Consider the following 24,452-nt stretch of genomic DNA (forward strand, 5'->3'; position numbering starts at 1 on the left):
CGGCGAGCGGGTGGTCGCTCGCATGGTGGACGGCCATCGCACGTACCGTGTCCCCGTGGACCCTTTCGCCCCCAGCGCAGCGGCGCCGGCTCGATGACCGGCGTGCTGGACGCCCTCTCGACGCACGGCGTCGTCCCGGTGGTCGTGATCGACCGGGCGCTCGACGCCGACTACCTCGCCGAGGCCCTCGTGGGCGGCGGCCTGCCGGTGGCCGAGGTGACGCTGCGGACACCTGCGGGCCTCGACGCGATCCGCACGCTGGCCCTGCGCGGCGACACGCTCGTCGGCGCCGGCACGGTCCTGACCGCGGCACAGGTCGACCAGGCCGTCGACGCCGGCGCCGCGTTCGTCGTCTCCCCCGGCCTCTCGCGGCCGGTGGTCGAGCGGTGCCTCGAGCTCGGTGTGCCGGTGGTCCCCGGGACGGTGACGCCGACCGAGGTCATGGCGGCGCTCGACCTGGGCGTCTCGTGCGTCAAGTTCTTCCCGGCGCAGACGTCGGGCGGCGTGGCCGCGGTCGAGGCGCTCGCCGCCCCGTTCCCCGGCCTGCGGATCATCCCGACCGGCGGGATCGGGCCGGACAACGCCGCCGCGTACCTCGCCCTGGGCCCCGTCGCCGCCGTCGGAGGGTCGTGGATGGTGTCGCGCACCCTCGTCCAGGCGCGCGAGGTCACGACGATCGCCCGGCTGTGCCGGGAAGCGGTCGAGCTCGTCGGGACGGCCCGCGGGCTCGTCGGCGGAGCAGGGGCGCACGTCGACCGCTGACGCTGCCACACTGGCGGACGTGATGGAGCAGGTGCTGCCCACCGACGTCGTCGTCGTCGAGCATCGCGGCCCTCCCCTGCCCGCAGCCCTCTTCCCCGAGGAGGAGGCCGCCGTCGCGCGTGCGATCCCGGCGCGTCGCGCTGAGTACGCCGCCGTCCGCGCCTGCGCACGCGCGGCTCTGACCCGGCTCGGTGCGGGTGCCGTCGCCGTCCCGTCCGCGCCCGACCGCTCCCCCGTGTGGCCGGAAGGAGTCGTGGGCAGCATGACCCACTGCGACAGGTTCCGGGCGGCCGCGGTCGCGCACGCCCGGAGCTGGGCGGGCCTCGGCATCGACGCCGAGGTGCTGGAACCTCTGCCGCCCGAGGTGCTGTCGCTCGTCATGAGCACGTCGGAGCAGGAGGCCATCGCCGACCTCGACCCCGGCATCTGCCCGGACCGCATCGTGTTCTCGGCGAAGGAGTCGGTGTACAAGGTGTGGTCGCCGATCGTGCACGCCTGGCTCGGGTTCGAGCACGTGGACGTCCGGCTCGGCCACAACACGTTCACGGCTCGCCTGAGCGTGCGCGGGCTCGGCACCGACCTGCTGCACGGACGCTGGGCGGTCGGCGACGGGCTCGTGGTCACCGCCGCGGCGCTGGCACGAGCCTGACGATCACCAGTGGTGGGCGACGTCCACGACGAGCCGACTCGACGACCCCGGGCCGGCGAGCACCAGAACCCGGAACGGCAGCCGCGCCCGCAGACCGAGGCCGACAGTCGTGTAGCCCTCGAAGGTCCCGGCGTGCACGACCTGCCGGAACGTCGAGTACCCGGCGACGTTGCGCAGCTCCAGCGGGTTGCTGGGAGCCCAGCTCTCGGCCGGGTCGTTCACCGTGATCTGCAGCGCTGCCCCACCACGCGTCGGGATGACCGCGCCCGAGCCGTCCTGGGTGATGTGCGGGACGTACCGGACCGTGTACCCGCCGACGTGTCCGGCCACGTCGAGGACGAGCCGGTCGTAGCAGGCGTGCCGGCCGGTCCGTACGCCGGTGACGGGGGCCTGGGACAGTCCGGCGGCGGACTTCTCGAGCGAGCCCCAGGTGATCCCGCAGTGCGGCGTCGCGCTCGCGGGCGACACCGGCACCATGACGAAGGCAGCCAGTAGAAGAACGACGGACAAGAATGCACGGCGCATCGCACGACCTCCTCGTCGCGGGGCACTTTCCTCCAGGGTAGGCCCGTGACGCGCGCCCTCTCGGGTGAAAGACGCGTGGCAGATCCGGCCCGCGACCTCCCACCCTCGCGCACCGGCGCGCGCACCGTGGCAGGCTCGCGGTATCCGATGACGAACCGCGCGAGAGAGCCCAGTCATGGATGTGCACCTGATCACCTCGGACGGCGTCCGCGACTGCTCCGTCGACGAGCTGCCCGACCTGCTGGCCGCCAAGCACGGCCTCGTGTGGGTCGACGTCCCGGAGTGGGACGCGGAGGCGGCCGCCGTCCTGGTCCCGGTGTTCGGTCTGCACCCGTTGGCCGTGCACGACCTCGAGGTCCGCAACCGGCTGCCCAAGCTGCACGCCTACCCGGACTCGCTGCTCCTGGTCCTGCACGCCCCGGAGAAGGGCAGCGGCGGCCACGTCCACCACGTGGAGCTCGACCGGATCATCGGACCCCGGTACCTGATCACCGTGCACGGGCCGGTGAACCCTCTGGTCAGCCGCGAGATCACTTTGCGCGATACCGCCGAGGTTCTGGCGCGCATCCGGTCCGGCCGCCTCCGGCCCCACACGTCGTTCGACATCTCGCACGCGATCGTCTCGACCCTGACCCGGCACATGGAGCGGTTCGTCGAGGAGCTCACCACCGACGTCTGGGACCTGGAGCAACGGGTCAACGACGGCGCCCTGGGCAACCCGGAGAAGTTCCTGGACGAGATGTTCCGGACGCGGCACGGCCTGCTGGCCATCCGGACGATCGCCGCGCAGACGGCCCAGATCTACCGCCGGCTGTCGGGGATCAACCGGGCGGTGCCGGAGGAGAGCCGTCATCTCGTGCTCGACCTCATCGACCAGTTCGACCGCATCGCGGGGCTCGCCGGAGAGGAGAAGGACTACCTGCAGGGGGTGATCGAGTTCTACCGAACGCGCACCGACACCAAGATGACCATCGCCGCCGAACGGCTCGCGGTGATCGCCGTGGTCACCCTGCCGATCACGGCCCTCGCCTCGGTGCTTGGCATGAACATGATCGTCAACCCCCACACCACGCCGATCCCCCTGGCCTGGGCCCTCGGCATCATGCTCGCGATGTCCGCGGGGCTCCTGTGGTGGGCTAAGCGGCAGGGCTGGTGGTGACCAGCCGCTCCTCGAGCAGCCGCGCGATCGGCCACGCGCCCGCGGACGTCGTCCCCGCGACCGTCGCGGTGAGCCGCTCGACCGGGTCGTGGAAGCTTCGGAACGACACGCCCGCGTCGTAGCCCGAGAGGCCGAGGACGTCGCGCGACGCGTGCACCCAGAACCCCAGCCCGTACCGCTGCCCCTCCGCCGGCACGTCGCTGCGCGGGGTCGTCATCAGCGCGACGGTCTCCGGGGAGACGATCGCGCCGGCGAACAGCGCGACCCAGAACCGGTGCATGTCGGCGGTCGTCGTGTACAGGCCCCCGTCGCCGTTGCCGCGCACCGGCAGGTGGAACACGTTGGTGCGCCAGTGCCCGTCCATCCGCACGTAGCCCACGGCGGCCGTTCCCGGCAGGTCGTCCGAGCGCAGGAAGCCCGAGTCGAGCATCCCGGCGGGCCGAAGCACCCGCTCGTCGACGAGGTCGTGGAACCCCGTGCCGCTGGCCCGCTCGGCCAGGAGCGCCAGCACCATGAAGCCGCTGTTGCAGTACGAGAACCGCTCGCCTGCGGGGAACTTCGTCGGGAAGCCGTCGAGCACCGTGACGAACTGCTCGGTGGTCGCGAGCTCCTGCATGGGCACCCGCAGGGCGTAGTCGTCGATGTCGGACTCGACGTCCTCGTCCAGGTAGTCGCCGATGCCCGAGCGGTGGGCGAGCAGGTGCTCGACCGTGACGTCGTCGGCGACGAGCGGCAGGTCGTCGCCGAGCAGCGAGCGCGCCGTCGTGCCGAGCGAGAGCGTCCCGTCCTCCACGAGGCTCATCGCGGCCAGCGCCGTCATGCCCTTGTTGCCGCTCGCCATCGCGACCTGCGAGCCGACGGTCATGGGGACGCCGTGGCGCCGGTCGGCGAGCCCGAAGGCCGCGTCGAGGACGGTGCTGCCGGCGCGGTCGACCCGCACCACGCCCGAGAACTCGTCCGTGAGGGCCGCGACCTCCGCTGCCAGGTCCATCGCGCCACGGTAGCCGGGACATCCTCGTGACACGAGGGGATTGAGAGTCGCGCCCGACGCGTCGGCTGGCTACCGTCGAGCCGACGAAGGGACCGCCACGATGACCCGGACCATGAAGGCCCTGCGCGCCCACGCACGCGGCAGCTTCGACCAGCTCGTCTACGAGGACGCCCCGGTGCCCGTCGCCGGCCCGGGCGAGGTGCTCGTCCGGGTGGCGGCCGTCGGCATCACGCCCACCGAGCTGAGCTGGGACGAGACGTGGGCAGGACTGGAACGCGACGGCACGCCGGCCATCCCGGGGCACGAGGTGTCGGGACACGTCGCCGAGCTGGGACCGGACGTCGACGGGTTCGCCGTCGGCGACGCCGTGTTCGGGCAGGTGCCGTTCGACGCCCCGGGCGGAGCCGCCGAGCTCGTCGCGGTACCCGCCCACGCCCTCGCGCCGCGACCCGACGCGGTGTCCGACGTCGACGCCGTCACGCTGCCGGTCGCGGCGCTCACCGCCTGGGAGGCCTTCGAGGTCCACGCCCCCGTCGGGCCGGGTTCGCAGGTGCTCGTGCACGCGGGCGCGGGCGCCGTGGGCGGCTTCGCCATCCAGCTCGCCGTGCTGCGCGGTGCGACCGTGGCCACCACCGCCTACGTGCGCGACGAGGAGCTGGTCCGCGCGCTCGGTGCGACCACCGTCACGACGACCGATCCGGCGCAGTTCGGCGGCGGACGGACGTACGACGTCGTCATCGACCCGCTCGGCGGGCAGGTGCTGCTGGACTCGTACGCGGTGGTCCGACCGGGCGGGCACCTGGTCACGCTGAACGCTCCGCCGGACCAGGCGCGTGCGGCGGCAGGGGGCTTCACGGCCACGTTCTTCGTCGTCGCCGGCGACGGCTCCGCACTGCAGCGGATCGCCGCCCTGGTCGCCGCCGGCGACCTGCGCACGACGGTCGCCGCGACCTTCCCGCTCGCCCGCGGCCGGGAGGGCTACACGTTCGCCGGAACGCCCGGGCACGGCCCCGGCAAGACCATCCTGGTCGTCTGAAACAGATAGGTGGACCGACGTCCAGCTAGAGGGGGTCGGACTGCTCCGCGATGGCCGACCCGCAGGCCTCTGACCTGCGGGTTCATCGGGTACTGCCCGCGGGCTGGACGCGGGGGCCCGCGAGCCTCACACTTGCGCTCGCCCCCTCTAGATGGTCCAGCCACCGACGGCTGGGAAAGGACCCGCGGCCGTGCTGCGCACCGTGACTTCTCATCTCTCCCTCGACGTGCGCGCCCCGCTCGAGATCGAGCTCCTCGTGGCCGTCGCCGACGGTGCCTACGACCGTTCCGAGCTCCTCTCGGTCCGTCATGACGACGGCCCGCTGGACGTCACCGAGATCAAGCTCGCGCACGGCGCGCGCACGCACCGGGTGCTCGCCCCCAAGGGCCGCGTGGTCGTCGACTACCACGCCACCATCACGGGCCAGGCGGACCTGCCGCCCATCGACGACGTCGACATCGTCGAGTACCGCCGCCCCTCCCGCTACGCCGACTCCGACCGGCTGCTCGCGTTCGCGCGCGACCAGTTCCGCGACCTCGAGGGCGAGGAGCTGCTCGACGCCGTCGTCGGCTGGGTCACCAACCACGTCACGTACCTGTCCGGGTCGAGCCTGCCGACGGACGGCGCGACCGACACGCTGCTCAAGCGCCGCGGGGTGTGCCGCGACTTCGCGCACCTCGTCGTCGCCCTGCTCCGCGCCCGCGACGTCCCGGCGCGCCTGACCTCCGTGTACGCGCCCGGGCTCAAGCCGATGGACTTCCACGCGGTCGCCGAGGCGTACATCGACGGCGCCTGGCACGTGGTCGACGCCACGGGGATGGCCCCGCGCGAGTCCCTCGTGCGCATCGCCACCGGTCGCGACGCCACCGACACCGCGTTCATCTCCTGGTACGGCGGCAGCCTCTACGTCACGGCGATGACCGTCACCGCGACCATCCACGGCGGACTGCTGCTCGACGAGGGCACCGGGCTGGTCGCGCTGCGCTGAGCGCTCAGACGGTGAGCCCCACGAGAGCCCCGATCCCGTAGGTCACCGCCATCGCCACGGAGCCGCCGAGCACGTTGCGCAGGACCGAGCGCCGCGGCTCCGCGTCGCTGAACCGGGCGGCCACCAGGCCCGTGACCACGAGCGCGGCCAGAACGGCGACGAACGTGGCAGGGACTCGTGCACCGCCCCACGGCGCCAGGACGACGACGAGCGGGACGAAACCGCCGATCAGGAAAGCGCCGAACGAGGCGACCGCGGCGTGCCAGGGGTTGGACTGCGCGTCAGGATCGTCGCGGACCGCCATCGTCGGCAGCACGCGACCACGGCGCAGCGCCGCCCTTTCGGCGTCGCGCTGACTGCTCACCGACACGTACTCGCCCGCAGCCATCGACAGAGCGCCCGCGACGAGCGCGGCGATGCCGGCGACCGCGAGAGTGCCGACCGAGGTCGCCGCGCCAGCCACGCCGAGGACCGTCGCCGCGATCGAGACGATCCCGTCGTTGGCGCCCAGCACGCCCGCGCGCAGCCAGTTCAGGCTCGAGACGGTAGGGGCCGGGCGAGGAGTCGAGACGGTGGTCATAGCGCCACGCTAGGCCGCGTTCTCGGGGTTGTCACCGAAGCGAAGCCTGCCCTGACCTGCGACGATGCAGGACAGCCTCTCCTACCTCAGGCGCTCTCGCGCAGCGTGCGGCGCCGGCCCTCGACCTCGACCAGCTCGGCGTACGCGGCACGGTAGGCGGCCGGGTCGACCTCGGCGTCCATGCGCTGCAGGCGCCCGCGCAGCTCGGCGATGTGCCGCGTGAACCCCATCTCGACGAGGCTACGTACGACGCCCTTGACGTAGCCGTCCAGCGCGTCGGGGCGGTCCTCGGGCAAGGGCGCGACCGCCAGCTCGGTGACCAGGGGCCGCAGGTTCTCCCCCGCCTCCTCGATCACGGCGCCGACCCAGGCCGTCGCGTTCCCGAGCGTCCGGGCGACGACGAGCCCGCCGGCGGCCCGGACCGCCTCGTGCACCGCGCGGTAGGCGGGTGCGCCGAACGCGTCGGCGGGCAGGTCGTCGAACTCCTCGGGCACGAGTGCGGGCTGCTGCAGGACCACCTCGAGCGCGGTCCGCTCGATCTGCGCCACCGGGTCGCGGCGGTCCGGCTGCGGCATGCGCGGTGCCGGCCGTTCGTCTCGGGGAGCCTGCCGCTCGTCGCGGACGGGACGCGGGTCCGCACCGCGCGACGGCTGCCGGCTCGTCGCACCCTGGACCGCGCGGCGCACCTGCTCCTCGTCGTCGATGCCCAACCAGCCCGTCAGCATGCGCGTGTACTCGGGCCGCAGCCCGGCGTCCCGGATCCCCGCGACCACGGGCGCGGCGGCGCGCAGGGCACCGATGCGGCCCTCCGCGGTCCGTAGGTCGTAGGTCTCGAGCGTGCTCCGGATGACGAACTCGTACAGCGGGGTCCGGCCCGCCACCAGCGCGCGGACCGCGTCGGGACCCTTCGCCTGGCGCAGCTCGCACGGGTCCAGGCCCGACTTCTCGACGGCGACGAACGTCTGCGCGGTGAACGTCTGGTCCTCGCCGAACGCGCGCAGCGCGGCCTTCTGACCTGCGGCATCACCGTCGAAGGTGAAGATGATCTCGCCGCCCACGGACGCGCCCGAGGCGAGCTGCACTCCCCCGCTCGACCCCGAGTCGCCGACCAGGCGGCGCACGATCCGGGCGTGGTCCGAGCCGAACGCCGTGCCGCACGTCGCCACTGCGGTACCGACCCCCGACAGGTGCATGGCCATGACGTCGGTGTAGCCCTCGACCACGACCACGCGCTTGTCGCGCTGCATGTCCTTCTTGGCCAGGTCGATGCCGTACAGCACGTGCGACTTCTTGTAGAGCGCGGTCTCGGGGGTGTTCAGGTACTTGGGCCCCTGGTCCTCGTCGTACAGCCGGCGCGCCCCGAACCCGACCGTCTCTCCGGTGACCTCACGGATGGGCCAGACGAGCCGCCCGCGGAACCGGTCGTAGACGCCGCGCTGCCCCTGGCTGACCAGGCCGGACGCGGTGAGCTCCGCCTCGGTGAACCCGCGACCGCGCAGGTGCCGCATGAGCGGGTCCCAGCCCTTCGGCGCGTACCCCACCCCGAAGTCGGCGGCCGCGGTGCGGTCGAACCCGCGCTCCGACAGGAACGCGCGACCGGCGGCGGCCTCGGGTGCGCCCAGCTGCTCGCGGAAGAACTCCTCGGCCACCTTGTGCGCCTCGATGAGCCGTCGGCGCTTGCCGGGCTCCTCGCCGGGCCGCGGCGCGCCGCCCTCCTCGTACCGCAGCTGGATGCCGACCTTGCCGGCGAGGTACTCGACGGCCTCGGAGAACCCCAGACCGTCGACCTTCTGCACGAAGTCGATGACGTCGCCGCCCTCGCCGCAGCCGAAGCAGTGGTAGCGACCCACCTGCGGGCGGACGTGGAAGGACGGCGAGCGCTCGTCGTGGAACGGGCACAGGCCCTTGAGCGACCCGACGCCCGCCGGCTTCAGCGTGACGTGCTGCCCGACGACCTCGTCGATGTGGGCGCGCTCGCGGACCGCCTCCACGTCCTCCCGTCGGATGCGTCCCGCCACGCGCCGAGTCTAGGCGTGGATGCGTGGCCGGTCAGACGAACGCCGCGGGTCCGCCGTGCCGCGGCGGGTGAACCAGTCGCGCGTGCAGCTCGGCGGCCGAGATGTCCGTCAGGGAGGCCACCTGGTCGATCACGACGCGCAGCCGGGCGGCGTCGTCCGCCGCCGCAACCCAGTCCGCGGCGAACGGGGGCTCGAGGGCGATGGGTGCTCGTTCCGACAGCACGTGCACGAGGTCGGTGAGCACCTCGCGCTGCCGGTGGTAGAGCGGTTCGAGCTCGCGCGGGGCCATGACGTAGGCCACCGCGAGGCCCTTGAGCACGAGGATCTCGGCGAGGGTCTCGTGCGGGACGATGAGGTCGGCGGCGTACCGCGTCAGGGGCCCCGGGCCGTACTCCGCTCGGGTCGCCCGCTGCGAGGCCTTGGCGAACCGGCCGATGAGCTGGCTGGTCGAGTCCTTGAGGTGAGCGAGCGCGCCGCGCGACCCGTCGAACCCCTGCCGCCAGAGTCTCGCGGTCACCAGCCGGTCGATCGCGTCCTGCAGCTCGTCGCCGGTGACGGCGTCGCCGTACCAGGTCTGCACCGCCTCGATCACGCGGTCCCGTTCCTTCGGCACGCCGAGCACCTCGAGGTCCAGGCGGCCGCCCACCACGGCGTCCTCGACGTCGTGCACCGAGTACGAGATGTCGTCGGCCAGGTCCATCACCTGCGCCTCGAGGCACTTGCGACCCTCGGGCGCGTTCTCGCGCAGCCACTCGAACACCGGCAGGTCGTCCTCGTAGACGCCGAACTTGTGCGTCGGTCGCCCGCTCGCCTCGCTGATCGGGCCCTGCCGGTGGCGCCAGGGGTACTTGACGGACGCGTCCAGCGACGCGCGCGTGAGGTTCAGGCCGACCGCCCGTCCGTCGGGCCCGACGACCTTCGGCTCGAGCCGGGTCAGCAGCCGCAGCGTCTGGGCGTTCCCCTCGAAACCGCCGATGCCCTTGGCCAGCTCGGCCAGCGCGCGTTCGCCGTTGTGCCCGAACGGCGGGTGGCCGAGGTCGTGGGCGAGGCACGCGGTGTCGACGACGTCCGGGTCGCAGCCGAGCGCCTTGCCGATCTCGCGGCCCACCTGCGCGACCTCGAGCGTGTGGGTCAGACGCGTACGCACGAAGTCGTCCGACGACGGTCCGAGCACCTGCGTCTTGGCCCCGAGCCGCCGCAGCGCCGAGGAGTGCACGAGCCGGGCGCGGTCGCGTTCGAACGCCGTGCGCTCGCGAGACTTGGTGCCCTCCCGGACCCACCGCTCACGGTCGGCGTCGACATACCCGTCGACGTCCGGGGTGTGGGCCAGTGCCTGGTCCGGAATGGTCACGGCGTCAGCCTAACGATCAGGCCAGCCGCCAGACCTGGACCCCGGGGCCGTCGCCGCCCACGCGCAGCGCGTCGGTGCCCACCTCCAGGTCCCCACCGCCGTACAGGTTCTCCGGCAGGGCACCCGGCGCGAGCAGGTGGCGGGGCAGGTCGACGCCCTCCCAGGGGCCGCGGGCCACGACCACGAGCACTCGCTCGTCGAGCGTCTCCCGCAGGTAGGCGACGGCGTCGGGCCGCACCACTGCCCACCGCATCCCGCCCTCGCGCAGCGCGCGCGACCCGCGACGGACCGCGATGAGCGACCGGTAGATGTCGAACGTGCCCGCGTCCCAGCGCGGACCCCCGCCCGCGTCGATGTCGCGCCAGGGCATGGCGACCCGCGAGTGCTCACCGTTGGTGCCGGTGAGCCCGCCCTCGTCGCCGGCGAACATCGCCGGGGTGCCCGGGTAGGTGAACAGCAGCCCGGCGGCCAGCTCCACGCGCTCCCGGGTGCCGACGACGGTCCGCAGGCGGGCGGTGTCGTGCGAGCCGAGCATGTTCCACTGGTGCGTCGTGACGTTCCACGGGACGGTCGAGTCGAAGTCGCGCATGGTGGCCACCATCGACTCGCCGTCGCGGCGCGGGATCGGCACGGGCATGCCCAGGAAGCCGAGGGCGCTGCCGGGGTCGACCAGCCAGGTCCACACCGGTCGGGTGAACGCCGAGTAGTTCATGTTCGCGTGCCAGCCGCCGGCGGCCAGGTCCAGCCCGGCGTCGTGGAAGTGCTCGGCGACGAGCACCGCGTCCGGGTTGATGTCGCGCATCGTCGCGCGGATGGTCCGGGCGACCAGGTGCGTGAGGTCGTCGTCGGCGTACCGGCCGGTCATGTTCGCGACGTCGATCCGCCAGCCGTCCAGGGAGTACGGCGCGCCGAGCCAGCGGCCGATCACCGAGTCCGGGCCCTGCACCATCCGCGCGGCGAGCGACGGCGCGTTGTAGTTCAGCTTGGGCAGCGAGGCGTGCTCGAGCCAGCTGACGTAGCCGGGGTCGTCCTCGGACCAGTAGTAGAACTCGGCCTCCTCGCTGGCCCGGTCCCCCTGCGCCCGGGCGAACCACTCGTGCCCGGCGCCCGTGTGGTTGGTGGTCAGGTCGCCCAGGATCCGCATGCCGCGCCGGTGCACGGCGCGGCTGAGGGACGCGAGCGCCTCGTCGCCACCCAGCAAGGGGTCCACATGGTCGAACGTGCTCGCGTCGTAGCGGTGGTTGGAGCGCCCCGGGAAGACCGGCGTCAGGTACAGCGTGTCGACGCCGAGCCGCTCCAGGTGGTCCAGGCGCGCCTCGATGCCGGGCAGGTCCCCGCCGAAGAACTGCGTCGCCGTGCCGGGTCCCCCGCCGATCGGCTCGTCGTCCCACCGGGCCGGCAGCGCCCAGTCCGGCAGCGGTCCGTCCGGCGACCCCGCCCGGGCGAACCGGTCCGGGAACACCTGGTAGACGACGGAGGTGTCCATCCAGGCCGGCGCCGGGTCGTGCACCGTCAGCCGGAAGTCGGCGGCGTCGGGCACGTCGCGGTCGTGCACGCCCCGCCCGTTCAGCCAGCGGTAGCCGCCCGGCTCGTCGAGGAGCACGCGGTAGCTGGTGACCGGGTTGTGCACCGGGACGTCCGCGACGTACCACCGTTCGTGCTCGTCGGACCGCGCCATCCGGGCCTCGACCAGCCGGGGCTCGCCGTCACGGACCGTCCGCACCCAGACGGCGCGCTCGGCGCCGGCGGCCGGGACCCGGATCCTGACGGGCACCACCTGGCCGAGGCTCGGTGTGCCTCGCCCGACGTAGACCTCCGACCCGTCGTGGTGCGGGAGACCGAGCAGGTGGCTCATCCCTTGACGGCCCCCGCGATCAGGCCCCCGACGATGTACTTCTGCAGCGCGAAGAACAAGATGATCACCGGGATCGCGGCCAGCACCGCTCCCGCCGCGAAGAGGCCCCAGGGTGCTGTACGTTCGTCCGCCGCCCAGGTGTACAGACCGAGTGCGACGGTGTAGTTCTCCTGTCGCCCCAGCACCACCTTGGCGATGAGGATCTCTCCGTACGTCGAGATGAAGGAGAGCAGCCCGACCACCGCGAGGATCGGCGTGACCAGGCGCAGGATGATCGTCCAGAAGATCTGTGCGTGCGTCGCCCCGTCGATCTTCGCGGCCTCGTCGAGCTCGCGCGGCACGGTGTTGAAGAAGCCGTACATCAGGAACGTGTTCACGCCGAGCGCGCCCCCCAGGTACACCAGGATGATGCCGAGCGAGCTGTTCAGGCCCAGCGCCGGGAACACCTTTCCCATCGAGAGCAGCAGCAGAAAGATCGCGACGAACGCCAGTGTCTGCGGGAACATCTGGATGATCAGCAGGCTGGTGAGCGACCCTCGCCGGCCCCGGAAGCGGAAGCGGGAGAACGCGTAGGCCGCCGCGGCCCCCATCAGGACCGTGCCGATCGCGGTGACCGTCGCGATCACCAGCGAGTTGCCGAACCACCGCGGGTATTCGGTGGTGGTCAGCTTGGAGAAGTTCGCGATGCTGAGGGTCCGGAACAGGTCGTTCGAGCCGGTGAGCGTCCCGCCCGGGTTGAGCGAGGCCGACACCAGGTACACGAAGGGCAGCAGGCAGATCACGATCGTCACGATGGCCACCACGTGCCGCCAGCCGACCTCGCGCCACCATCGCATGCCCGTCACCCTGCGGTGCTGCTCGACCGAAGCCTTTGTGCGGCGCTCGACCGTCGTGGCGGTGGTCATCATCACAGCTCCTCCAGTCGGCGGGTCCGTCGGAAGCCGGCCCAGGAGATCGCGCCGACGATGAGGAAGATCATGATCGACAGGGCGCTGGCCAGGCCGTACTGCTTGAGCCCGCTCTCGAAGGCCACGGAGTAGACCATCGAGATGAGGATGTCGGTGTGGCCGACGAGTATCGGCGTGCCCTGGAAGTTCGGCCCGCCGCCGGTCAGCAGGTAGATCAGCGTGAAGTTGTTGAAGTTGAACGCGAACGACGCGATGAGCAGTGGCGCCGTGGCGACCAGGAGCAGCGGCAGGACGATCGAGCGCTGGATCCGCGCCGCGCCGGCACCGTCCATGCGGGCCGACTCGATGACGTCGCCCGGGATCGACTGCAGCGCCCCGGTGCACACCAGGAACATGTAGGGGAACCCGAGCCAGAGGTTGACCCCGAGGATCGACAGCTTGGCCAGCCACGGGTTGGTCAGCCAGGGTATGTCGGCGCCCCCGAGCAGGACCTCGTTGATGAACCCGAACCGTTGGTTGAGCAGGCCGCGCCACACGAGCGCGGAGATGAAAGCCGGCAGGGCGTACGGCATCAGGAGCAGCGACCGGTAGATGCGCCTGCCCTTGACCCGCGGGTCGTTGAACACGACCGCGAGGAAGAGCCCGACGACGAAGCACGTCAGCACGGACAGGATCGCGAACGCGAACGTCCACCAGAGGATCGAGAAGAACGGGCCGGCGATCCGCGAGTCGGTGAAGAATGAGGTGAAGTTCTCGAAGCCGACGGTGACTCGCCAGCCGGGCAGCAGCACCGTGCCGTCGGCGGAGACGAAGTTGCCGTGGTCGGAGGGCGTGTAGACCGTCCCGGTCGCCGGGTCGGTCATCGTGTCCGCGTTCGCGTCGTAGACGAGCGTCGACGTGTAGATGTAGCCCGTCGAGCCGTCCTGAGTGCGCAGCGACCCGTCGTTCGGGTCGTCCGAGACCGGCACCCGCAGGTTGGTGATCGCCTCCTGCTGCTGCGCGATCTGCGCGAACTGGAGCACGTCGTACCCGGGCACGGCCGTGACCTTGTCACCGTCGTGGGTGGCATCGGACGCGGGCTCGAGCGGCTTGTCGGCCGTCCCGACCTGCACCTCCCCGTCCTGCACGATGGCGAAACCGAGGTTCCCCAGCCGGGAGACCACCGTCAGCGGGTAGCTCTGGGAGCCCTCCACGCGACGCTCGTTCTGAGCGAGGATCGACTCGATGGCGTCGGACTTGCTGGAGTTGTGTCCGTCGCCATAGTTGGTGAACGCGATGAAGCCCGTGTACGCCATCGCGAAGAGCTGGTAGACGAGCAGGAACAGCAGGCCGGGGACCAGGTACTTGGCCGGCATCATGCGCCGGGAGAAGTACACCCAGTTGACGACGACCAGCGCGAAGACGAGGAACGCGACGATCACCCACGAGTTCACCGCGGCGGCGGCGAGGATGCCGTAGACGCCGAGCGCGTCGACGAGCGCGACGAGCAGGAGCTTGGCGACGAACCCGGGCGAGAAGGCTCGCGCGTGGGAGTCGCCGGATCGGGAGCGAGGCGGCGCGTCCTCGGGCGGCGGCGGCGCTCCCTGAGAGACGACGTCCTGCGCGGTCTGCTGGTCCGTCATGAGGTCCTCCGTGCTGCGCGTCGTCGCGCAGCGGCAGGGCGGGCATGGCCCGCGGGTGGAGCGTGTGGTCGGCCCACAGGTCCGATCCTGGCGGGGATCGGCCTCTGCGTCTCGGCGAACGCCCGCCGGGGCCCTGGTCAGGACCCCGGCGGGCACTCTCGATGGGTACGTCAGCTGCCGTCGATCGCACCCTGGATGTTGGTCGTCATGGTGTTCCACGCGCCGGCCGGGTCGGCGGCCTGGCCGCCGATGATCTGCACCTCGGTGGTGCCCCAGAAGCTCCACACGGAACCCATCTCGGGGATCGAGGGCATCGGGGCGCCGGTGGCACCGGCCGTGTTGAAGCCGGCGAGCACCTTGTCGTCGACCTTCGCGGCCGAGGCCTTGAGCGCAGGCAGACGGCCGCCCGCCTTGTAGAGCTCGGTCTGCACCTTCTCGGTGGTCAGGAAGTTCGTGACGAACTCGTTGGCGAGCACCGGGTTCTTCGACTTCGACGAGATGAACGCGCCCTGGACGCCGACGAACGGCTTGGCCTCCTGGCCACCGGCGCTCGGGATCGGCAGGACGGAGATGTCCATGCCGGCGGCCGTGAATGCCGTGGTGTTCCACGGGCCGGTGATGATGTACGGCGCCTTGCCGTCGAGGAACGCCTGCTTGGCCTTGTCGCCGTCGATGGCCGGGTCGAGCACCTTCTCCTGGCCGAGCTTCTGCAGGTACGACGCGAACGCGTCACCCGACGCACCGCCGAGCGCGAGCGTGTTGGTGTACGAGCCCGTGCCGTCCTGCTCGAACACCGGGGCGCCGAAGGACGTCTGCAGGGGGTAGAGGTGGTACGCGTCGCCCTGGTCACCCTGCTGGATGAGCACAGAGAACTCGGTGCCGGCACCCTGCGCCTGCGTGACGAGCTCGTCGAACGTCTTGGCCGGCGTGTCCTTGAGGAGCGCGTTGTTGCGCACCAGCGCGATGTTCTCGATCGCGTACGGCACGCCGTACTGCTGACCGTCGTAGGTGAACGCCGTCACGGCGGACTGGAGGAAGCCGTCGGCCTTGTCGCCGAGCTGCACCGGCGCGACCACGCCGTTGTTCACGAACTCACCGGTCCAGTCGTGCGCACCGATGATGACGTCCGGGCCCTCACCCGTCGGGACCTGCGAGACGAAGTCCGTGCGGATGTCGCCCGAGACCTTCTGCACCAGGTCGACCTTGACTCCGGTCTCGGCCGTGAACTCGTCCACGATCGGCTTCATCACGTCGATGCGGGTCTCGTCGACCCACATCGTCAGGGTGCCGGTGAGCTTTGCGCTCTCGCTCGGGGCGGCCGAGCTGCCGCCGCTGTCGCCAGAACCTGAGCACGCAGCCAGCGTCAGCGCGAGGCCGATCGTCGCTGCGATGACAGGGATGCTCCGTCGCATCGTCATCTCCAAAAAGGTCTGTGGGGGTGCCTGCGCTCGGCGGAACCCCACCGACGCTGGCCTGATGGGGAGGACGCTAACCTCGTTGCAACCGGCCTTGCAAGTCGTTACGGTAACTTTCAGGCAACGCTTTCAGCGGGTTGCGCCATCGCCCCCGCGACGCGTTGCTGACCCTTTGTGATGGATCCTGAAAGCCTTACGGACAAGGAGGTCCGGTGTCCCCTACGCTGCCCCCCGTGCGTACCCGTCTGACGGACCTGGCCGAGCAGGCCGGCGTCAGCACGGCAACGGTCTCTCGGGTTCTCAACGGCAAGCACGGAGTGTCGGCCCAGGCGCGCCAAGCCGTGCTCGCCGCTCTCGACGTGCTCGGCTACGAGCGACCCGAAAAGCTGCGCACGCGCTCGGCCGGCCTGGTCGGTCTGGTGGTCCCTGAGCTGTCGAACCCGGTCTTCCCGGCGTTCGCGCAGGTCATCGAGACCATGCTCACCGAACGCGGCTACACGCCCCTGCTCTGCACGCAGTCCCCCGGCGGCACCACCGAGGACCAGTACGTCGAGATGCTCCTCGAGCACGACGTCGACGGCATCGTGTTCGTCTCCGGGCTGCACGCCGACACGGCCGCGAGCAAGGAGCGGTACCACCGGCTGCGCAGCCGCGGGATGCCGTTCGTGCTGGTCAACGGCTTCGCCGAGGGTGTCGACGCCCCGTCGGTGTCCACCGACGACAGCGCCGCGCTCGACCTCGCGTTCCGGCACCTCGTCTCGCTCGGGCACCGCTCCATCGGCCTGGCCATCGGACCGGAGCGGTTCGTGCCGTCCGCGCGCAAACGGGTGGAGTTCGCGGTCAACCTGGAGCGGCACCTCGGCATCTCGGACGACGGGCCGCACGTGGTCACGTCGCTGTTCACGGTCGAGGGCGGACAGGCCGGCGCCGGCGAGCTGATCGACTCGGGGCACACCGCGATCATCTGCGGCTCCGACCTCATGGCGCTGGGAGCCGTCCGCGCGGCGCGCTCCCGAGGGCTGTCGGTGCCCGGCGACGTCTCCGTGGTCGGTTTCGACGACTCCCCGCTGATCGCGTTCACCGACCCGCCGCTGACCACGGTGCGCCAGCCCGTGCAGGCCATGGGCCACGCCGCGGTGTCCGCGCTCGTCGCCGAGATCAGCGGCACGCCGGCCTCGCGCACCGAGCTGAAGTTCCACCCGGAGCTCATCGTGCGCGGCTCCACCGGGGCCGCACCCGTCCTGACCTCGGCGGCTGTGACGCCGCCCGCTCCCGCCGTACCCTGACCGGCGCGACGCTCCCCCGCGTCCCCGTCCAGGCAACGGCGCCTTTCGTTCGCACACCCCCCCGAAGTGAGGCATGCCCGCATGACCATGACCGACCTCCCCCAGACCCTGGTGCACCTGCCAGGGACGCCCGACGGCGAGTGGTGGCGCGACGCGGTGATCTACCAGGTCTACCCGCGCTCGTTCGCCGACGCCTCGGGCGACGGGATCGGTGACCTGCCGGGGATCACCTCCCGGCTCGACCACCTGGCCGAGCTCGGCGTGGACGCCGTCTGGCTCTCGCCGTTCTACCGCTCCCCGCAGGCCGACGCGGGCTACGACGTGGCCGACTACCGCGACGTCGACCCGCTCTTCGGCACGCTGGCCGACTTCGACGAGCTGCTCGCCCGCGCGCACGCCCTGGGCCTGCGGGTGCTGGTCGACATCGTGCCCAACCACACCTCGGACGAGCACGTCTGGTTCCAGGCTGCGCTGGCCGCGGCACCGGGCTCGCCGGAGCGCGGACGGTACCTGTTCCGCGACGGCCGAGGTCCGGACGGCGCCCAGCCCCCGAACAACTGGGAGTCGATCTTCGGCGGCGCGGCCTGGACCCGCGTACCGGACGGCCAGTGGTACCTGCACCTGTTCGACTCGCGCCAGCCCGACCTCGACTGGGAGAACCCCGAGGTCCGCACCGAGTTCGAGGACATCCTGCGGTTCTGGCTCGACCGCGGGGTCGACGGCTTCCGCATCGACGTCGCGCACGGCATGGTCAAGGAGCCGGGCCTGCCCGACTGGCACGGGCACGTCTCGATGATCGAGGGGTCCGACCTCGTCGACCCGGCCGACGCCGTCTCGGGTGCCGGCAACCGCGGCCCGATGTTCGACCAGGACGGCGTGCACGACATCTACCGCGCCTGGAACAAGGTGCTGGCCGAGTACGACGGCGACCGCGCGCTCGTGGCCGAGGCGTGGGTGGAGCCGCTCTCGCGGCTGACCCGGTACGTGCGGGCCGACGAGATGCAGCAGGCCTTCAACTTCGCGTTCCTGGCGACGCACTGGGACGCCAGGGCGCTCCGCACCGTCATCGAGGCCTCCTACCGCGCCGCGGACGTCGTCGGCGCACCCACCACCTGGGTGCTCTCCAACCACGACGTGGTCCGGCACGCCTCGCGCCTCGGGCTCCTGGCGCCGGGGTCGCGGCCCAACGGCATCGGGCACGGCGACGAGCAGCCCGACGAGGCCCTGGGCCTGCAGCGAGCCCGGTCCGCCACGCTCCTGATGCTCGGCCTGCCCGGCTCGGCGTACCTGTACCAGGGCGAGGAGCTCGGGCTGCCCGACCACACCGCCCTCGACGACGACCTGCGCCAGGACCCCGCGTTCTTCCGCACCGGCGGCGCCGAGCGCGGTCGCGACGGGTGCCGCGTGCCGCTGCCGTGGGCGTCGAGCGAGCCCGGGTTCGGGTTCTCGCCGACCGGCGTGACCTGGCTGCCGCAGCCCGCCGCCTGGGCCGCGTACGCGCTGGACGGGCAGCGGGGCGTCACCGGGTCGACGTACGAGACGTACCGGTCGGCGCTGGCGCTGCGCCGCGCGCTCGCGCTCGGCTCCGGCGGTCTCGAGTGGCTCGAGGGGCTCGGCGACGACGTCATCGCGTTCCTCAACAACGAGGTGCTGGTGGTCGCGAACCTGGGCTCGTCCCCGGTCACGCTGCCCGTGGGCGCCGAGGTGCTGCTGTCGTCGGCCCCCGAGCTCTCGGCGACGGTCGGCCCCGACACCACGGTCTGGGCGCGCTACCGGACCAGCTGACGATCTCGCCGACGGCGCCCGCTGCTGCGGGTGCCGTCGGCGGTGGATCAGGGGCGCCGGGCGACGTCCCACGCCTGCGCCGAGGCCGCCGGGACCGTCACCGTGAGCTTGCCGTTCTTGACCGTCGAGGGCGCGCAGTCCTTCGTGGACAGGACGTCGCAGTAGGCACCGTCCGGCAGGCTCGTCGTCAGCTCGGTGCGCAGCTCGTGGTCGCCCGCGTTGACCACCACCAAGCCCCGGTCGCCGCGGCCCAGCGCGAGGGCGTCGCCCTGCGACCACTCGTCGACCTTCGGGGCGCCGCCGACCACGCCGCGCCACCCGACCATCCCCTCGATGGCCGGCCACCGGTGCTGGCACACCCAGTCGCCGTCGGTGTAGGTCGCCGCGGGTCCGGGCGCGTCGCCGCAGGCCGCGTCCAGCACGTGGCCCTCGGCGTCCTGCGGCGGCCCGGCGTCGTGGTCGGAGAACGCGTAGCCGGTGTAGACCTCGGGCGTGCCGTAGGTGCCGGCGAGCATGAGCACGTTCGCCAGCGCGTACTGCGCGCCGTCGGCGTAGCTGAGGGTCGAGCCGTTGCGCTCCGTGTCGTGGTTGTCGACGAAGATCACGGCGTCGTCGGACGGCAGGTAGCGCGAGGTCGTGCCGAGGTCGAGCGCGAGTGCGGGGGTGCCGGCCAGGACGCCCTGGATGTCCTTGCCCCAGGAGAACTCGTAGACCTGCCCGTTCGCGGTGTACTGCTCGGGCGTGATCGGCTCGCCGCCACCGCGGATGACCTCCTGGGCGATGCCCGTGCCCTTCGGCAGCTGTCCGACGATGGCCGCGATGTCCGCCGGCGGGATGTGCTTGGCCGCGTCGATGCGGAACCCGTCGACCCCGAGCGAGAGCAGGTCCTTCAGGTAGGCGACGATCGTGGCCCGGACGTGCTCGGTCTCCGTGGCCAGGTCGGCGAGGTTGACCAGTTCGCACGTCTGCACCTGTTCGGCGTCCTTGTAGCTGCTGATGTCGTCGTCCGCCGTCAGCCCGCAGTGGTGGAAGTCGGAGTCGGTGTAGATGCCCGGGTAGTCGTAGTGCGCGTACGACGAGCCGGCCCACCCCGTGCCGGGGGTGTCCTGGCCCGTCATGTGGTTGACCACCGCGTCCGCCCATACGTCGACGCCGGCTGCGTGGCAGGTGCGCACCATCGCGGCGTACTGCTCCCGGGTGCCGAGCCGCGACTCCACCTGGTAGCTGACGGGCTGGTAGGCCGTCCACCACTGCGACCCCAGGATGTGCTCCTGCGGCGGGCTGGTGAGCACCCAGGCGTACCCGGCCGGCCCGAGGTGGTTGGTGCACTCCGTCGCGATCGCGTCCCAGGTCCACTGGAACATCTCGACGCCGACGTCGTGCCCGCCGCCGTCGCTCGGCGTCGCCAACGGCTCAGGCGTGCTGCTGCACGCGCCGAGGAGGCCGAGGGCCAAGGCGCCCAGCAGGGCGGCCAGGCGGGCGGTCGGGTGCGTCATCGTCACCACCGGGTGCGGGCTGCAAGACGTTGCAGCAAGTTGCAGGACGGCCCACCCTAGAACGCGACGGGCGTTCCCACCAGCACCTAGGGTGAGCGCGTGCCTCGCGTCCTCGTCAACGGTCCCGCGTCCTGGAACACCCTGATCAGCCTGCCCGCGCTGCCGGAGCCGCGGTCGCAGACGCTGTTCGCGCGCGAGCACCACGACGGCCTCGGTGGCACGTCGGCCGGCAAGGCCGTCACGCTGACCGCGCTCGGCGTCGACGTCACGCTGCGCACGGCTCTCGGCGACGACCGCGAGGGAGCCCTGGTGCGGAAGGCCCTCGCACACCCGCGCCTGACGCTCGACGTCCAGCCCGTCGCCGCGACAGAACGGCACGTCAACCTGATGGCCGACGACGGCTCACGCGTCTCCCTCTACCTCGAGCTGCCGTCGCCGGCGTCCAGCCGGATGCTGTCGTTCGACGGGTACGACGCGGCGGTGCTCGACCTGGCCGACCACAGCCGTCCGCTCCTGGCGGCGGCGCGCGGCGCGGGCGTCCCCGTCTGGTGCGACGTGCACGACGACGACGGCGCCGCCGACTACCCGCGGGACTTCGTCGATGCCGCCGACGTGCTGCTGGTGAGCGCCGCCCGGCTGGCCGACCGTCGCGCGTATCTGTCGGACGCCGTCGCGCGCGGCTGCCGGCTCGCGGTCTGCACCGACGGCGGGAACGGCACGCTCGCGCTCGACGCCGACGGCTGGATCTCGGTGGGCGTCGCCCCGGCCGAGGTGGTCGACACGAACGGCGCCGGCGACGCGTTCCTGGCCGGCCTGCTCAGCGCCGTCCTCGACGGCCTCCCGACGACGACCGCGCTCGCCCACGCGGCGGCCGCGGGTGCGCTCGCGGTGGGCACCCGGGCGCTCGGCGCCCCGCAGGCCACCCGGCCCGAGGTCGCCCGTCTGGCCGCCCAGGTCGAGGTCCGGCGCGGCTGAGCCGTCAGCCGCCGGAGACGCTCAGCTCGGCCTCGTGCAGGGCCGCCGCGAACTCCGGGGACAGGTCGCGCGAGTCCAGCCAGCCGTACGGAAGCAGCGGACGCTTGGGCGAGCCCGCGCGACCGCGCTGCCCCTCGGCGCCGGCACCCGGATAGCCCTGGTCGAGGTCCAGCCCGGCCAAGCGGTCGTCCAGCTCGGCCATCGTCGAGACCAGGCCGAGCGCGGCCCGGGTCTCGCCGCCCACGACGTACCCCTTGAAGTACCAGGCCATGTGCTTGCGCATCTCGCGCAGCGCCTTGCCCTCGTCCCCGAAGTGCTCGACCATCAGCTCCGCGTGCCGACGAACCACGCGCGCGACGTAGGCCAGACCGGGCGTCACGCGTTCGTCGGAGCCGGCGAACGCGGCTGCGAGGTCGGCGAACAGCCACGGTCGGCCCTGGCAGCCGCGACCGACGACGACGCCGTCGCACCCGGTCTGCGCGACCATCTCGAGCGCGTCCTCGGCCGACCAGATGTCGCCGTTGCCCAGCACGGGGATGTCGGTCACGGTGGCCTTGAGCTGCGCGATCGCGTCCCAGTCGGCGGTGCCCGAGTAGTAGTCGGCGGCGGTGCGCGCGTGCAGCGCGACGGCCGCGACCCCGACCTCCTGCGCGACCAGACCGGCCTCGAGGTAGGTCAGGTGGTCGTCGTCGATGCCCTTGCGCATCTTCACCGTGACGGGCACGCCGTAGGGCGAGGCCGCGTCGACCGCGGCCGTGATGATGGCGCGGAACAGGTCGCGCTTCCAGGGCAGCACGGCTCCCCCGCCCCGACGCGTCACCTTGGGCACCGGGCAGCCGAAGTTGAGGTCGACGTGGTCGGCGCGGTCCTCCGAGGCGATCAGCCGGACCGCGGCGGCGACCGTCGCGGGGTCCACGCCGTAGACCTGGACGGACCGCGGACGCTCGTCGGGCTCGTGCGAGATGATCCGCATCGACTCCTCGCCGCGCTCGACCAGCGCGCGCGACGTGACCATCTCCGCGACGTACAGCCCGGCCCCGGACTCGCGGCACAGGCGCCGGAACGCGGCGTTGGTGACGCCGGCCATGGGCGCGAGCACCACGGGGGTGTCGATGGTGAGCGGCCCGATCTGCAACGGCGGCAGCACGGCGCCGGGTGCGAGAGGGGCAGTGGTCATGACCCCATTCTCCCTCAGCCCAGGAGCCAGCCGTACTCCTGGGCCAGCCGGACGGCCTCCGCGCGGGTCCGGCCGCCGGTCTTGCCCATCGCCGCGGACAGGTAGTTGCGGACGGTGCCCTCGGACAGGAACGTCTCGCGGGCGATGTCCGCGACCGTCCCGCCGGTCGCCGCGACGACGAGCACGTCGCGCTCGCGGTCGGTCAGGGGGCTCGTGCCGACGGCCAGCGACTCCACCGCCAGGTCCGGGTCGATGACGCGCAGCCCCTGGTGGACGCGCCGGACCGCGTCGGCCAGCTGGTCGGCCGGCGTGTCCTTCACGACGAACCCGCTGGCCCCCGCGTCGAGCGCGTGCCGCACGTAACCGGGTCGGCCGAACGTGGTGACGATCAGCGACCGGCACGCGGGGTAACGGGCCTTGAGCTCGGCAGCGGCGGCGATCCCGTCGATGCCCGGCATCTCGACGTCGAGCAGCGCGACGTCGGCCTCACTCGCCCGAGCCGCGTCCACGACCTCGTCGCCCCGACCCACCTGGGCGACCACGACCAGGTCCGGCTCGAGGTCGAGCAGGGCCGCGAGCGCACCGCGCACGAGCGCCTGGTCGTCGGCCAGCAGGAGCCGGATCATCGGGCGACCACCTTCGTCGTGACGAGCAGCCGGTAGCCGCCCAGTGGGCTGGCGGTGACACTGACGCGGGCCCGGGCGGCCCGGGCGCGCTCGGACAGGCCGGCGAGCCCGTTGCCCGGCACGACGTCCGCCTCGGCCGGCCCGTAGCCGTCGTCGTCGACGGTCAGCGTGTCGCACGTCATGGCGACCCGGACCTTCGAGGCCGCCGCGTGGCGCAGGACGTTGGTGGTGCCCTCCCGCAGGGCCCACGCGAACAGCTCGCGCAGGTCGTCCGGGACGTCGTCGATGCTGCCGGGGACCTCGGCGTCGATGCCCGCGGCGTCGAACGCGTGCCGGGCGCCGGCCAGCTCGCCCGCCAGGGTCACCGAGCGGGTCGCGTTCACCATCCCGCGCACGTCCGCGAGCGCGGCGCGGGCCAGGGCCTGGACCTCGGCGATCTCGGCGCGTGACCGGTCGGGGTCGAGGTCGAACACCTTGCCCGCGAGCTCGGCCTTGATCGCGATGACCGTCAACGAGTGCCCGAGGACGTCGTGCATGTCGCGGCTGATCCGCTCGCGCTCCCGCTCGACGGCGAGCACGGCGACCTCGTCCTGCGCCAGCTGGAGCTGCCGGTTGCGCAGCACGAGCTGGGTGAAGCCGTAGACCGCCACGGTGGCCAGGATCACCGAGATGATCAGCCCGTCGGTGGTCTGCCAGCCGGGGATCACCCGGGGGACCACCAGGACGACACCGGTGGCGAACGCGGCCACCAGCAGTGCCCGCGGATCCCGCATGAGGAACACGGCCGAGACGCAGACGAAGACGATCCCGCCCAGGCCCTGCTCGGCGGTGGCCAGGCACGACAGCGCGACGAGCACGAGCTGCCCACCCAGGACGACCGCCGTGAGCCGGTCGGACTTCTGAAGGCCGCGGCCCGGCGAGACCCGGGCCAGCACCACCCAGGCGAAGCTGGCCCCGAGGCCGGCGATCGCGAGCAGCGAGACGGTCCGGGCGAGGCTCGGCTCGGCGTCCCAGGCCACCAGCCACGGCTGCACGAGGAAGAGCACCCACACGACGCCCATGAGCGGGCCGACGACCCGCATGACCTTGTGCGCCCGCGGGCGGCCGAACGGGCCGTCGTACGTGTACGGGAAGCGGACCGTCGACCCGGCGTCGTGCTCGTCGTCGGGCGACGGAGCGCCGCCGACCTCCGCTTCGCCTGTCACGGCGTCCACGGTAGTCGGACGGCGGTCCGCCGCAGCGACCCCT

At 72.3% G+C, this 24,452-nt stretch carries 21 protein-coding genes; 8 read left to right on the top strand and 13 right to left on the bottom strand.

Annotated features, from left to right (window positions below; genetic code table 11):
* Positions 1–93 precede the first annotated feature (93 nt).
* Together eda and ACPPVS_RS11850 are read left to right on the top strand one after the other, a co-directional pair.
* Complete coding sequence (gene eda, locus ACPPVS_RS11845) at positions 94–762, top strand: bifunctional 4-hydroxy-2-oxoglutarate aldolase/2-dehydro-3-deoxy-phosphogluconate aldolase (RefSeq protein WP_426592466.1); 669 nt, start codon at positions 94–96, stop codon at positions 760–762.
* 22 nt (positions 763–784) lie between these two features.
* Positions 785–1,411, top strand: coding sequence for a 4'-phosphopantetheinyl transferase family protein (locus ACPPVS_RS11850; RefSeq protein ID WP_426595958.1), 627 nt, complete (start codon positions 785–787; stop codon positions 1,409–1,411).
* Between the two features lie 3 nt (positions 1,412–1,414).
* Here the strand turns inward: ACPPVS_RS11850 and ACPPVS_RS11855 are convergent, their stop codons facing one another.
* A complete protein-coding gene (locus ACPPVS_RS11855) occupies positions 1,415–1,936 on the bottom strand; it encodes an AMIN-like domain-containing (lipo)protein (RefSeq protein WP_426592467.1) in 522 nt (173 codons plus the stop codon).
* Between the two features lie 175 nt (positions 1,937–2,111).
* Here ACPPVS_RS11855 and ACPPVS_RS11860 point away from each other — a divergent pair, with 175 nt between their 5' ends.
* Positions 2,112–3,095, top strand: coding sequence for a magnesium transporter CorA family protein (locus tag ACPPVS_RS11860; RefSeq protein WP_426592468.1), 984 nt, complete (start codon positions 2,112–2,114; stop codon positions 3,093–3,095).
* On the opposite strand, the gene ACPPVS_RS11865 is transcribed toward ACPPVS_RS11860, so the two are convergent.
* Complete coding sequence (locus ACPPVS_RS11865) at positions 3,073–4,086, bottom strand: serine hydrolase domain-containing protein (protein WP_426592469.1); 1,014 nt, start codon at positions 4,084–4,086, stop codon at positions 3,073–3,075. The two genes, ACPPVS_RS11860 and ACPPVS_RS11865, sit on opposite strands and share 23 nt — an antisense overlap.
* Before the next feature lie 100 nt (positions 4,087–4,186).
* Between ACPPVS_RS11865 and ACPPVS_RS11870 the strand changes: the two genes are divergently transcribed.
* Both ACPPVS_RS11870 and ACPPVS_RS11875 read left to right on the top strand, forming a co-directional pair.
* Complete coding sequence (locus ACPPVS_RS11870; RefSeq protein WP_426592470.1) at positions 4,187–5,122, top strand: NADP-dependent oxidoreductase; 936 nt, start codon at positions 4,187–4,189, stop codon at positions 5,120–5,122.
* A 190-nt stretch (positions 5,123–5,312) separates the two neighbouring features.
* The gene (locus ACPPVS_RS11875) at positions 5,313–6,110 is read left to right on the top strand and encodes a transglutaminase-like domain-containing protein (RefSeq protein ID WP_426592471.1); all 798 of its coding nucleotides are present in this window, start codon (positions 5,313–5,315) and stop codon (positions 6,108–6,110) included.
* A 4-nt stretch (positions 6,111–6,114) separates the two neighbouring features.
* Here the strand turns inward: ACPPVS_RS11875 and ACPPVS_RS11880 are convergent, their stop codons facing one another.
* The 7 genes from ACPPVS_RS11880 to ACPPVS_RS11910 form a co-directional block, all read right to left on the bottom strand.
* A complete protein-coding gene (locus tag ACPPVS_RS11880) occupies positions 6,115–6,690 on the bottom strand; it encodes a VIT1/CCC1 transporter family protein (RefSeq protein WP_426592472.1) in 576 nt (191 codons plus the stop codon).
* 86 nt (positions 6,691–6,776) lie between these two features.
* The gene (gene dnaG, locus ACPPVS_RS11885) at positions 6,777–8,708 is read right to left on the bottom strand and encodes a DNA primase (RefSeq protein ID WP_426592473.1); all 1,932 of its coding nucleotides are present in this window, start codon (positions 8,706–8,708) and stop codon (positions 6,777–6,779) included.
* Between the two features lie 31 nt (positions 8,709–8,739).
* Positions 8,740–10,059, bottom strand: coding sequence for a deoxyguanosinetriphosphate triphosphohydrolase (locus tag ACPPVS_RS11890; RefSeq protein ID WP_426592474.1), 1,320 nt, complete (start codon positions 10,057–10,059; stop codon positions 8,740–8,742).
* Between the two features lie 16 nt (positions 10,060–10,075).
* The gene (locus ACPPVS_RS11895; RefSeq protein WP_426592475.1) at positions 10,076–11,914 is read right to left on the bottom strand and encodes a glycoside hydrolase family 13 protein; all 1,839 of its coding nucleotides are present in this window, start codon (positions 11,912–11,914) and stop codon (positions 10,076–10,078) included.
* Positions 11,911–12,819: a sugar ABC transporter permease gene (locus ACPPVS_RS11900; protein ID WP_426595959.1), complete on the bottom strand. Its 909-nt coding sequence runs from the start codon at positions 12,817–12,819 to the stop codon at positions 11,911–11,913. The genes ACPPVS_RS11895 and ACPPVS_RS11900 overlap by 4 nt, the downstream gene beginning before the upstream one ends.
* A 2-nt stretch (positions 12,820–12,821) precedes the next feature.
* Positions 12,822–14,444 (bottom strand): ABC transporter permease subunit, encoded by a 1,623-nt coding sequence (locus tag ACPPVS_RS11905; RefSeq protein ID WP_426592476.1) that lies wholly within the window; start codon positions 14,442–14,444, stop codon positions 12,822–12,824.
* Between the two features lie 170 nt (positions 14,445–14,614).
* Positions 14,615–15,856 (bottom strand): sugar ABC transporter substrate-binding protein, encoded by a 1,242-nt coding sequence (locus ACPPVS_RS11910; protein WP_426595960.1) that lies wholly within the window; start codon positions 15,854–15,856, stop codon positions 14,615–14,617.
* 215 nt (positions 15,857–16,071) lie between these two features.
* On the opposite strand from ACPPVS_RS11910, the gene ACPPVS_RS11915 reads away from it, so the two are divergent.
* Together ACPPVS_RS11915 and ACPPVS_RS11920 are read left to right on the top strand one after the other, a co-directional pair.
* The gene (locus ACPPVS_RS11915; protein ID WP_426592477.1) at positions 16,072–17,145 is read left to right on the top strand and encodes a LacI family DNA-binding transcriptional regulator; all 1,074 of its coding nucleotides are present in this window, start codon (positions 16,072–16,074) and stop codon (positions 17,143–17,145) included.
* Positions 17,146–17,226: 81 nt separating this feature from the next.
* Positions 17,227–18,930, top strand: a complete 1,704-nt coding sequence (locus ACPPVS_RS11920) for a glycoside hydrolase family 13 protein (protein ID WP_426592478.1) — start codon at positions 17,227–17,229, stop codon at positions 18,928–18,930.
* Between the two features lie 47 nt (positions 18,931–18,977).
* Here ACPPVS_RS11920 and ACPPVS_RS11925 read toward each other — a convergent pair whose 3' ends face one another.
* Positions 18,978–20,426, bottom strand: a complete 1,449-nt coding sequence (locus ACPPVS_RS11925; protein ID WP_426592479.1) for an alpha-amylase — start codon at positions 20,424–20,426, stop codon at positions 18,978–18,980.
* A 99-nt stretch (positions 20,427–20,525) separates the two neighbouring features.
* Between ACPPVS_RS11925 and ACPPVS_RS11930 the strand changes: the two genes are divergently transcribed.
* Positions 20,526–21,401: a carbohydrate kinase family protein gene (locus ACPPVS_RS11930; protein ID WP_426592480.1), complete on the top strand. Its 876-nt coding sequence runs from the start codon at positions 20,526–20,528 to the stop codon at positions 21,399–21,401.
* A 4-nt stretch (positions 21,402–21,405) separates the two neighbouring features.
* On the opposite strand, the gene dusB is transcribed toward ACPPVS_RS11930, so the two are convergent.
* From dusB to ACPPVS_RS11945, 3 genes are read right to left on the bottom strand one after another with little or no spacing between them, the layout of a single operon-like run.
* Positions 21,406–22,578, bottom strand: a complete 1,173-nt coding sequence (gene dusB, locus ACPPVS_RS11935; RefSeq protein ID WP_426592481.1) for a tRNA dihydrouridine synthase DusB — start codon at positions 22,576–22,578, stop codon at positions 21,406–21,408.
* A gap of 14 nt (positions 22,579–22,592) precedes the next feature.
* Positions 22,593–23,204 (bottom strand): response regulator, encoded by a 612-nt coding sequence (locus tag ACPPVS_RS11940; RefSeq protein ID WP_426592482.1) that lies wholly within the window; start codon positions 23,202–23,204, stop codon positions 22,593–22,595.
* Positions 23,201–24,409, bottom strand: coding sequence for a sensor histidine kinase (locus ACPPVS_RS11945; RefSeq protein ID WP_426592483.1), 1,209 nt, complete (start codon positions 24,407–24,409; stop codon positions 23,201–23,203). Before ACPPVS_RS11945 ends, ACPPVS_RS11940 begins: the two co-directional genes overlap by 4 nt.
* Between the last annotated feature and the right edge of the window lie 43 nt (positions 24,410–24,452).

The sequence above is a fragment of the Cellulomonas sp. McL0617 genome (genome assembly GCF_049994875.1).
GTDB lineage: Bacteria > Actinomycetota > Actinomycetes > Actinomycetales > Cellulomonadaceae > Cellulomonas.